An 11,426-nucleotide genomic window follows, 5' to 3' on the forward strand; every position below is an offset into this window, starting at 1 on the left:
ACGCGCGCGTCTCTTCCTGGAGAAGATCGCGCGTGAGAACCGCAGGCTCTTTGTGCATTGGCAACTCGGCGATGGCGGCAAGCTTGCCTGATGGGAGCCGGGTGAGGCGAGAGTCTCACGCCCGGTTGTGTGTCCAGCGAAGGCTGGCATGTTCAGCAGGAGACAAACCTGCCGGGGTAGAAGTCAGAGCCCCGTAGTTTGGATAGCAGAGGTGATGGAAACTGAAACTCTGAAGCCTATCGACAAAGTCTCCCCAGGGGAGGCTACGAGTCATCGGGCCGTAATAAAAGTGAACGCGTTGTGGCCTCGAAAGTGAGTATCCCCGAGGGCCGAGCCTTCAACCGGAGGGCGAAGGCAGCATGAGCAACTGAAGACTGACCGATACGGATGTTCACCTCGGCGGGGTGGAAGCGACAGCACGGTGACAAGGACATGCTGAGCAACTGGAGAAGCCCTCCTCGTCCCGACGCGAAATCGTCGGAGCAAGGTAGGCCGTATAACCGGCGAAACCGGGAAGTCGGCCGAAGACGAGAGGGTGGCGGCCGGGTCCGGAGTAGCAATGAAGCGGAGTAATATCCGTGGAGCCAAGGGACCCTGCCATTTGCAATGTCTCCAACATAGGGAAGGCAAGGACGAGATGACAAAGGCGTCCATCGATTTGCAGGACCTGAGGCGGAGAATATACGTCAAGGCAAAGGCTGAACCGTCCTGGCGGTTCTGGGGACTATACGTCCACGTCTGCAAGATGGAGACCCTGCGCGCTGCGTATGAGATGGCCAAAGAGAACGATGGAGCACCGGGAATAGACGGCGTCACCTTCGAGGCCATTGAGACGCAAGGCGTGGAAGCTCTGCTCGAGCAGTTACGGGACGAACTGATCGGGCGCACCTACCAGCCACTTCCCGCGCGGAGGCAGGAGATACCGAAGGACGGGGGCAAAGTCCGTGTCCTCTCGATTCCGGCGATCCGCGACAGAGTGGTGCAAGGGGCGCTCAAGCTCATCCTCGAGCCTGTGTTCGAGGCTGACTTTCAACCGGGGTCGTATGGATATCGGCCCAAACGGACAGCACATGGCGCCATCAAGCGTGTGGCTGAAGCGATAGTCCAACGGAAGACGCGGATTCTCGACATTGACCTGCGGGCCTACTTTGACAATGTCCGGCATGACCGGCTGTTGGAGAAAGTGGCGCGGCGGGTTGATGACGCGCATATACTGCATCTCCTAAAGATGATGCTGAAAGCCTCAGGCAAGAAGGGCGTTCCGCAGGGCGGTGTGATCTCGCCTTTACTCAGTAATCTCTACCTCAATGAGGTGGACAGGATGCTGGAGCGAGCGCGGGAAGTCACCCGCAAGTACACCTACGTCGAATACGCGCGATTCGCTGACGACCTGGTGGTCTTGATCGACGCCTACAAGCGTCATGACTGGCTGATTGGAGCCGTGACCAAACGACTCCGGGAGGAGTTCGCCAAGCTGCAGGTGGAAATCAATGATGAAAAGAGCCGCACAGTGGACCTTGAGCGCGGTGAGTACTTTGGGTTCCTGGGCTTTGAGTTCCGCTACTTCCGCGGACTAAGCGGAGCGATGCGGCCGCATTACACGCCCAAGCTCAAAAAGCGGACGGCACTGGTGCGGGCGCTCAAAGAGGTGTTCCGCCGACACCGGTCGCAACCGGTTGAACGAGTGATAAACTTGATCAATCCGATGCTCCGGGGGTGGGTGAACTACTTCGCGGTGGGGCATTCCAGCGAGTGCTTCAGCTTCATCAAAGACTGGGTGGAGAAGAAGGTCAGGCGCCATCTGGCGCATGCTCAGAAACGAAAGGGCTTCGGCTGGGAACGATGGAATAGGCGGTGGCTGTACGACACTCTCGGGCTGTTCAACGCCTACAGAGTGCGACGCGACGGGCCGAAAGTCGCCCCAGCAGGATAGGTCCCATAAGCGTTGGCGTGAAGCAAATGGGAGCGCGCAGTGCGGGAAATCCGCATGCTGCGTGCGACGTGGAGGGGACTGGAAACGTGGCACGGTCGAGAGGCCTGTCGGCGCGCCAGTCTTCGACCCTACCTGCGAGAGGCTGGAGGTGAAATCCCTCCGGCCTACTCACCCGACAGTGCCGATCCTGGCCAAGGGCCAGACGGTTAAGGGGCACATCTGGACCTACGTTCGCGACGATCGGCCATTCGGCGGACGGGCGCCCCCGGGTGCGCTCTATTACGCCTCGTGCGACCGACGGCAGGAGCATCCCACACGGCATCTTCAAAGCTTCTCCGGCATCCTGCAGGCCGACGCCTATAGCGGCTACAACGAACTGTATGACGCCTCGCGCGCGCAGGGGCCGATCACGTCCGCACTCTGTTGGGCCCACGCTAGGCGCCAGTTCTTCGAGCTGGCGGACATCGCGGCCAATGCGAGGCGAGACAAGAATGCCGCAGCGATCTCGCCGATTGCCCTGGAGGCGGTCAAGCGCATCGATGCGCTGTTCAATATTGAGCGCGGCATAAATGGCCAAAGCGCCGAAGAGCGTCTGCGCATGCGCAAGGAGCAAAGCGCTCCGCCTTTAACGGCATTGGAAGCATGGCTGCGCGAGCAGCGTGCCCGGCTGTCGAACTCGTCTGCAGTTGCCAAGCCAATCGACTACATGCTGCGCCGCTGGGATCGGTTCACCCGCTTCATTGATGACGGGCGGATCTGCCTGACAAACAATGCGGCGGAGCGCGCGCTGCGCGGCTTTGCCCTCGGCCGCAAGTCATGGCTCTTCGCCGGCTCCGAACGTGGTGCCGACCGCGCCGCCACCATGGCGACGCTAATCATGACGGCAAAGCTCAATGACGTCGATCCGCAAGCCTGGCTGGCGGACGTCTTGGCCCGCATCGCCGGCACCCCGCAAGGTCGGCTCAATGAGCTGCTGCCTTGGGAATGGAAGAACAGCCCTGTTCAGTCTGCGGCCTGATCGGGCCACCGCACCGCGGATCATCCCGCGGCCCTCACCGGCTTTCAATTACCCACAAATGCTTGATTCGATTGCGATAGTCCTAATCGAAAAATCTTGAATCGGATGAATCGCTTGTGATTCATTGTCGGGCACCTGAATCGCGACGGCGAGGTGCCTTGATGTGTTCAAGCGGAACGACGTGTCGTTGGTCGGCCGGCCCGGATGATGGTGATGAAAGTGCCGTCGAACATTGGACGGAGCGTGAGATCGACAAGACAGCGTTCAAGGATGCCCGTCTCGGTCAACGATTTAGCGAGCTGTTGAAGCAAATTGGTGACGGCATGGGCGGGAGCATACCGTTCGCGTGCCAGGACTGGGCGAACACGAAAGCGGCCTACCGCTTCTTCGCCAATGATCGCGTGGAGGAAGCCGACATCCTCAGCGGTCACTTCGCCGCCACCCGCGCGCGTTACGATGACTGTAGAGGCCCGATCCTCCTTATTCAGGACACTACGGAATTCTCCTACCAGCGCGCGAACACGAGCGCTATTGGCCTGACCAAGAGCGTCAACAGCGGCCGGGACAAGGACGGCCGTTGGCGCCATCACACGGTCTGTGGAATGCTGATGCATTCCAGTCTCGCCGTGACTGTCGAGGGCCTACCGCTGGGATTGGCGGCGGTGAAGTTCTGGACACGGAAAAAGTTCAAAGGCACGGCGCAGCTCAAGAAGAAGATCAACCCGACCCGCGTTCCGATTGAGAAGAAGGAAAGCGTTCGCTGGCTCGACAATCTCAGGCAGTCGATCGAGCGGCTCGGACAGCCGGCGCGTTGCATTCATATCGGCGACCGCGAAAGCGACATCTACGAATTATATTGCCTGACGCAAGAGCTTGGCGCCCACTTCCTTGTCCGCGCCTGCGTCGACCGGCTGGCAGGCGATGGCGGTCATACGATCGCAACCGAGATGGAAGAGACCAGCGTCAAAGGCTTGCATTACATCGACGTGCGCAACGACAAGGGAGAGGCGACGAAGGCCGCGCTGGAAATCAAGTTCAAGCGGATCGTGGTCTTACCGCCCATCGGGAAGCAGAAACGCTATCCGGCCCTCGACCTGACGATAATCCATGCCACCGAGCGCGGTACGCCAAAGGACCGTAAACCAATTGAGTGGAAGCTCATCACTGACCTAGCCGTCCGCAGTCGCTCCGAAGCAATCGAGAAGATCAACTGGTACGCCATGCGGTGGAAGATCGAGGTATTCCACAAGATCCTGAAATCGGGCTGCAAGGCGGAAGACTCAAAACTCCGGACCGCGGAGCGACTTGCCAATCTAATGGCGGTCTTCTGCATTCTCAGCTGGCGCGTCCTCTGGCTCACCATGCTCAATCGCATCGCCCCGGACGCGCCACCGAAGCTCGCACTGACGAATACCGAGATCGCATTGCTCGATCGACTCATCAGCGGCGCCAGCCATCGACGATGTCGCCCTGGAACCCTTGCATTTTATCTCACCAAGCTTGCACGATTGGGTGGCTACCTGGCCAGGGCGGGCGATCCGCCGCCTGGAAATGTTGTCATCTGGCGCGGCCTCTCAAGACTCACAGATATCGAACTTGGCGCCGAAATCGCAACGGCTGGAAATGTGGGTAATTGAAAGCCTCACCGGACGGTTACGTTCTTAGGTCTGGAATGGGCGCAACAAGACCAGCCCCGCGGCTTGGGTCCGGGCATGTTCGCGCGCTTGGTGCCTCGATCAGCACTAAGCTGACGGTCATCTGGAGCACCAATGCTCTCACAAGGCGTTGGAGCCAACTATAAAACACCGCCATACCCCAGCAGAGGAATGGCTAGGATTAGGGTGCCTTTGAGCTCGACGGCACGCGGGCGCTGGTCAGGGACTTGGCGGGAAGACGTCAGACCCGAACCGTAGCAGTCTCGTCATCGACCGGTAGGTACCGCAAAGCCAGCTACGGGCTTGATGTCGGCTTGCGCTATTTAGCGCGCGCAGCTGGTCGAACTGCGACGTCTCGCCGTTGAGGGTCCACAATCGGCGCGTTCGTAAGACATCAATGTGACGCAGGAGCGGACGCTAGAGCTAAGGCGGCTTCCGGAGATGGCAAAAATTCTGATGGACGGTTGCGGAGCCGACGTGCTCGGCAGCCCCACTGTCGCGTTCAGGTCGTCCGGTTGTAACCAAAGCACCGCAGCTCGGATGGGGCCCGGCTGCGCGCCACGATCAAGGCAGCAGCCTGCCAAGTCCGCGGTGAGGCTCGCCGGTCGGCCTTTTCCCGCGCGCTTCGCAATAAGATCGATCTCCTCGCGATCAGCAAATTCGCTAAAAGAACGAGAAACAGCTGGCCGGTCCGACGGCTGCGGGCTCGGCAAGCCCATTTATATCAAGACTAAAGGGCACCTGCTGCCGAGTGGTTGCGAAATCGAGATCTTTTCTCCCCTCGCAAAATCGATTGCGAGTATAACGTGCGTGCCCATTTGCTGGCCTCGAGTGTCGCTGCACCTGTCGCCGATGCGTACGCATTGGTGCCCGACATCCTGAGCCACATCGGCCAGTAGCCTATTCGTCTTTTGGAGGGTAGAGAACTGCCCGGAACACTATTCGGATCGATCTCATGTAGATTATCGATCACGGCCGGGATCTTGTTGGTGTTTTTCTCGCATCGGGCATAGCTGTCGAAGGTGCTCCTGCGAATGTGGTAGGCGTTGCAAGCAACCGCTCGGCAGCCCGAGCGGAACGGCGCGCGCGACCTCCGCGAATACTTGCCCTCCATTGCTAAGCCGTAGCGCATCAAAGGAGCGGCGTGTGACGCGCGCCAAAAGCGGCACGCCAGATCGGCCGGCTTCAAGGGTCAGAACCAAGGTGACCTCAGCCTCGCCGTGCGGCAGAGAGGCTTTTATGCGTGCTGGAAAAACATTGAGGATAGAGCTTGCGCGCCGAGGTTCGCGCGCAATGCTGACGTCGTCGGCAGCGATGCGCAGCCGCAGCTGCGCGCCCGGTGTAAGCGGCACTCCAGGTATCAGAAAGCGCACAGCTTTGAGGCGGAGCATGATCAGCCCATAGCGCCCGTCATACCCGCCGACCGTAGTATCAAGACAGACTGCCGCTTCGCCCCGCCTGGCAAGCGCCGCATCGCTCTGAATGACATTGAGCGGACCGGCCGTAGTCACGGCGCCACCCTTCATCATCACGAGATAATCGGCAAAACGCTCGATATCAGCGATGTCATGGCCGAAGTAAATCATCGGCAATGGAAGCGTTTGCCGCATGCGCTCGAGAAAGGGCAGGATCTCGCATTTGGCGGAGCGGTCGAGCCCAATGAGTGGATCGTCCAGCAAGAGTAGCCGAGGCTGGCCCAACAGCGCACGGCCAAGGGCGAGTCGCTGTCGCTCCGCTCCGGAAAGATCTGATGGCAAACGCTCGAGCAGTGGCGCCAAGGCGAGCAATTCGACCACACCATCAAAATCGATCAGTGCCTGTTCCGATTTGGACGCGTTGTATAAAACGGTGTGTCGTACAGACAAATGAGAAGAGAGAATCGGTAGGCGAAATACAAATGCGACGTGACGAAGATGAGTCGGTCGAAACGTAGTCTCATCCTGCCAAATCTCCCCATCAATCGCACAGAATCCATTCGGCAGGCGCTGGACGCCAGCGATGCAGCGCGCGAGTGTAGTTTTGCCGCACCCGGGCGGACCAAGAATCGCTGTGACGCCTTTGGCTGTACGCTGAATTGCGTATCTAGCAAAATGCTTCCGAGAGAGCCGTTGAAGGCAACTTCGATATAGCCCTTTTTGGCTTCTCTGATGAACCTTAGCATGTGCTGTATCTTCTCAGCTAAGTCAGGAGGCCAATGGCTGCAGTGGAGCTGATCGCCATGCTTCCGACGATCCACTCTATCCCGCGGCAGCACGGGCTTTTCTGCTCGCGTGAGGGCCTAGGGTAGGGGGCGGACTGCAGATTGGTATCAAGACCGGAGTCTTGTTGAGCAGCTCCGCGCCGCTAGGATTGTGGCAATCGGACGTTGCTCGCTGCACTTGCCATTGAGAGGTAAGCGCCCTTCCAGCAGCGCAAGGTTGTCAGTCTGCTTGGCGGGCCGAGCGCATGTTCGAATAGCGCGGCTTGAGAGGCTTGGCGGTAAAGCTGTCCGATCACGCCAGAGCCGAATACTGGCTCGGGGCCAGAACTCGGCATTACGGATCCCACAGCTTCGCGAGCCGATTCGAAGTTTGCGTCCGTCGCCACAATGGTGGCCTTTGCACTCTCAGGTGCGAGTAGCATCAAAGCTAGATCGATCATGATGAATCGAATTAACTTCATTGGAATCCCGGCTCCGCCGCGACCGCTTCCTTCGCGGCAGCTTTATCCTTACCCAGCAATCGGCGTGCCGTTTTAAGGAATACCTGGCCGGCTAGTGGCAAGGGAGGCTTTGCATCGGTCTCCACCCTGCGTCCTAAATCGCCGCATTGTAGGACCTTGGACGTTCGCGTCGCCAACCGCACATGCAGGAGCTATGAGATGGCACCTGAGGGTGAAACCATGCCTCTCGCATTGGAGACGGTGCTTCGGCGAATGTGCGGCCGTAAAACGCGTCAGTGATACACAAGTCGCTGCCTCCGGCTGGCGCACCTTCCGATCTGCGCGAAGGAGAAGGTTGGCAGCCTCTCTTCGAAAAAGCGCTGATATGAGATGATATGCGCTGTCCGCGCGCTCAAAGTGCTTGAATCGCCCGTAACGTCAGGATGTAGGCATTGCGAAGCAAAACGCCATATTGGGAGCCAACATCGGCACACAAGCGCTAAACGGCCGGATCTCTGTTTGATCCCGGTCCTCGCAATGCGTGTTGCGCCTAGCGGGACGATGATTCGGGGCGCCGTTATCATTGCGGCGCCCGGAACAGTGAGCCAGTGGCTGCCGAAGCGCTCGAATCCGGTAAACAGATCAGCCTCGCGGGGCAAAGAAAAACAGTTGAGAGGTTTGGTGAATCAAGAGCGACGAATGGGCTGGACCTGCAATGCGCATCGCTATTCGGCCGTCCTCGCTGCGATCGCGATCGCAGCGACGTGGTGCACAGGATATGCTCGCGCGCGAGATCGTCGGGCCGAGGAAGTCTTGGTGTCGTGCAAACCAGACGTGATCCGCTTCTGTGACCGCTTTACAGGCCGTAACGATGCTGATGTGGCCATGTTTTGTCTTACGGAAAACTTCAAAAACTTACGCCGCGAATGCCGACGCATGATGCCTACCGCCGCCGCGGACAAAAGCGACCGGTCGAGACAATCTCTCAACAGGCGTCCAGTAGGCCTTCATCCAGAGTGAGGCACGGCAGTTGCGAACTCGAACGATAGTGAGGTGTTCAGCCTGACCGGGCCCGGGGTTTGACCAGCTTGGTGGCTGCAAGTTGATCGGACTGAAGGATCAGCCTGCCTCGCGCAGCTCAACTATCTGAGGACTGATCCGTGGATCGATTGGCAGCAGTTGCGCTTCAAACAGCGCTGCAGCCATACGGCGACTTCGAGGCTTACGTGACGTTGCTATGGGTTCGCTGTAACGGGTCCGAACGACAACTGCGTAAGCTGAGGAGGGAATGGCCTGACATATGCAGGAATTCCGTACTGCTCACCAATCTATACCGTTATGGTCGGCGACTAGGTGTTTTTGGGCAGGTAAGCTAAGCGGTAGTGACGGGCAGACGATTCGCCGGAATATTAGCGTTGGAGTTGGTTTCCCTTAGATTCTCAGCTTGGAACTACCTTGGGCTGGACTGCCGGGCTCAAGGTAATAGAGTGCGCTAGGAAAACATCTTTTGTTAGCCGCTGATCGACTTCTCGAGGCAACCGCTTGATGCCATTGCGGCGTTTTCGATGGGCGCTCCAGGGGAGTCGCTTCGCCCGAACGTGGTACTCTTGAAAGAATACACTTCAGAGCTCAGGGCTAAAGGGAAGGCCGTCGATACGAGTCGTTGAAAGGCAGAAAGCTGTTCATGCAGACGCTTCTCCACGGCCTCCCGCTCCGCGCCAAGCAGACCAGTGCCAAGTAATCGACGGCAGCGCCAGATTTCGTTTCGCAACCATCTGATCTCACTTAATGTATCATCAATCGAAGTCATCACTGATATTCGTCCCTGGAGTATCAAGCATGGCGATCGTCTGAGCGGCCGTTGCTTGGCTCCGCATTTCTGCCGAATAGTTGAGCTGAGGACTTACGACTTTCCGCCCGTTGTCCCCGAGCAAGATGTGTGCAACTCTTACCAATCAATATCACCCGACACCGCGCGTGTGACGACTAATCGCGGCGGATTTTCGCGGTTTCACGGCGCCCCGATCGTGTGTCCTGCATAATTTCAGCGCTTCCACAAGCTTGGTTGGCCGACGAGCAGTTAAGTAGATCCGGCGTGCTATAGGCATTCACAATCGCTTACCCGATAACTAATCCATGGGCGAGGTGGAGCTTATCCACAACATGGGAAAGCCATGAGAACGAATTGTGAGGAACGCAAACCAGCCTGAGTGCGATCCACGGCACGCGCCAGCCAATCAAGAAGCGAACGCGGTTGCGATCTTGGTAATACAAGGTAAAATGTCGATGGACGCAGTGTCGAGCCAATTGAGCATTCCACAGACGGTCATTGCCATCGACATCGGCTGTGCACGCCTCAGAAGAGCGATTGAATAGCTTGAATCCCACGCTGCGCCAGGTTTTAGCGTTGTTGATGCGCCACAGATAAAGGTTGGCAGGCGTTGACGTCCCATCGCAAGTGGAGATCACGGCGACGACCTGTTGATTTCCAGTTTTCTTGCCTGCGGGCGATGGCCAGGAAGGCCATTTCGATGGTCGGCACGGGGCGCCTGGCCGGCATCGTCAAGTACAACTTGACGGTTGGAGCCGCGAGATAGCGTGGATGATGGAATGATGCGGGCAATAGGATGTGTCTGACCCAGCCTAGCCACCCCTTAGCTGGTGCAGGGAAAACGCGCTGGGTGAACAGCCAGCTCGCGAGCAAAGTACTCCAGCAGACGGTTCATCTATCCAGAGGCGGCGACAGGCAGCACTGATAGCGGCACGAGCGCTGCGGCGACAGCTTGGGAGGTCTCATGTCCGTTCAGACCAGCCTCGCGAGGGCGCTAGGCGAAAGCGATCGCGCCAGCGACATCGTTGAATTCTCAACGGTGGTGGTCACGCGCGACAAGCAACTGCGCAACGTGGACCATTCGATGTTCCAGCAAAAGGCGGAGGCTGAGTTTCGATCTAAAGTTCTGCCGAGTTTCGAGGAAATCCGCGCCGGAGGGTCGTGGTGTTAGGCTGTCTGCGGCCATTCTGACCGGGATGCGCCGCCTGAATGTCGACAACAATAAGCTGGCAAGCCTCCCCGACGCCTTCAAAAACGGTTCAGGAGTTGGACGCGCGCGGTAACCGCCTGACCCACCTGCCCCGGCTTCCGGCCGGGCTCCAGCGTCTGAACGTCGAGTACAATCAGTTGGCGGACCTGCCCGAGCCTCTCCCGGCCGAGTTCGAATGGCTCAGCGCCAGCCACAACCGGCTGACCAGCCTGCCTGAGGCCGTCTCGCACCAGCTGCTATGGTTCGGTGCCAGCAACAATCTGCTGACCAGCGTGCGCGAGACCCTGCTGACGCACCTAGGCCGTGAGTCGAGCGTTAATCTGGAGAATAATCCGCTCGCCGATTGGGTGCAGGCCGGCCAGGCAACAGCGATGCCGGACACTATGCCGGCCCTCAGGTTTTCTTCTCGATCACCGCTGGAGCGGTGGAAGTTCAGCCGCGGCCGCTACAAGAGGTCGCCGCGGACTGGCTCGAGGGCGAGCCCACGGCAATGGCCACTTGGCAGCACTTCGCCCATGAGGCGGGGGCCGCGGACTATGCACCGCTTCCTCGATGGGCTCCGGGGCACCGTGAACTAACATCATGAGGCGTTCCGCCAGGCGGTCGCCGAAGATCTGCGGCAGGCAGCCTTCAGGCCGCATTTGCGCGAGCAGTATTTCGAGATGGCTTCGGGAGCGAACGCGAGCTGCGAAGATCGCATTACTTTGGTCTGGAACGGCATGCGGACTGCACGCCTGAACGCTGATATCGAGGACGGCGTCTATGACGGGCGACTGGGCGAACTGCTCCAGAACGGCCGCGTCATGTTTCGCTCGGAAGCGCTTGAGGGGATCGCGCGCGAGAGGGCAATTCACTTCGTCGTGCCGATCCCGACGCAGATGTCGATGAGATCGAGGTCTACCTTACCTACCAGACCCGGCTGCGCGACGCGCTGGAGCTGCGGCACACCGCTCCCGACATGCGCTTCATGAACGTCTCTCACGTGACCGAGGGCGATGTGGCCAGGGCCGAGGCATCGGTGCGGGAGCAGGAAGCGGCGGAATTTCCGGACTATTTGGCAGCGTGCTGGCAACCAGGAACGCGTGGTGAGGCGCATCGCACCCCAAGACTATGCTGAAATGCAGGAGCGGCTCGTCGAG

At 58.9% G+C, this 11,426-nt stretch carries 5 protein-coding genes and 2 pseudogenes; 6 read left to right on the forward strand and 1 reads right to left on the reverse strand.

The annotated features are described in order from the left end of the window. Positions 1-637 precede the first annotated feature (637 nt). The 3 genes and pseudogenes from ltrA to EHH60_RS34020 all read left to right on the forward strand — a co-directional run bounded on the left by ltrA (position 638) and on the right by EHH60_RS34020 (position 4,588). Complete coding sequence (gene ltrA / locus EHH60_RS34010; RefSeq protein ID WP_124163618.1) at positions 638-1,933, forward strand: group II intron reverse transcriptase/maturase; 1,296 nt, start codon at positions 638-640, stop codon at positions 1,931-1,933. A 151-nt stretch (positions 1,934-2,084) separates the two neighbouring features. Beyond that, positions 2,085-2,951 (forward strand): annotated as a pseudogene (tnpC, locus tag EHH60_RS34015) (IS66 family transposase); the annotation flags it as partial. Positions 2,952-3,112: 161 nt separating this feature from the next. After that, positions 3,113-4,588: an IS4 family transposase gene (locus EHH60_RS34020; RefSeq protein ID WP_124163619.1), complete on the forward strand. Its 1,476-nt coding sequence runs from the start codon at positions 3,113-3,115 to the stop codon at positions 4,586-4,588. Positions 4,589-5,568: 980 nt separating this feature from the next. Here EHH60_RS34020 and modC read toward each other — a convergent pair. Continuing rightward, the gene (gene modC, locus EHH60_RS34025) at positions 5,569-6,681 is read right to left on the reverse strand and encodes a molybdenum ABC transporter ATP-binding protein (RefSeq protein WP_311740022.1); all 1,113 of its coding nucleotides are present in this window, start codon (positions 6,679-6,681) and stop codon (positions 5,569-5,571) included. 3,360 nt (positions 6,682-10,041) lie between these two features. Between modC and EHH60_RS34040 the strand changes: the two genes are divergently transcribed. From EHH60_RS34040 to EHH60_RS38335, 3 genes and pseudogenes are all read left to right on the forward strand, one after another. Then, positions 10,042-10,248 carry a hypothetical protein gene (locus EHH60_RS34040; RefSeq protein WP_050996247.1) on the forward strand — a complete coding sequence of 69 codons (207 nt, stop codon included), beginning with the start codon at positions 10,042-10,044 and terminating at the stop codon, positions 10,246-10,248. A 38-nt stretch (positions 10,249-10,286) separates the two neighbouring features. Beyond that, positions 10,287-10,865 (forward strand): hypothetical protein, encoded by a 579-nt coding sequence (locus EHH60_RS38330; protein ID WP_050996249.1) that lies wholly within the window; start codon positions 10,287-10,289, stop codon positions 10,863-10,865. Positions 10,866-10,928: 63 nt separating this feature from the next. Continuing rightward, a pseudogene (locus EHH60_RS38335) lies at positions 10,929-11,404 on the forward strand (NEL-type E3 ubiquitin ligase domain-containing protein). Positions 11,405-11,426 lie beyond the last annotated feature (22 nt).

Source organism: Bradyrhizobium sp. RP6 (assembly GCF_003837805.1).
GTDB lineage: Bacteria > Pseudomonadota > Alphaproteobacteria > Rhizobiales > Xanthobacteraceae > Bradyrhizobium.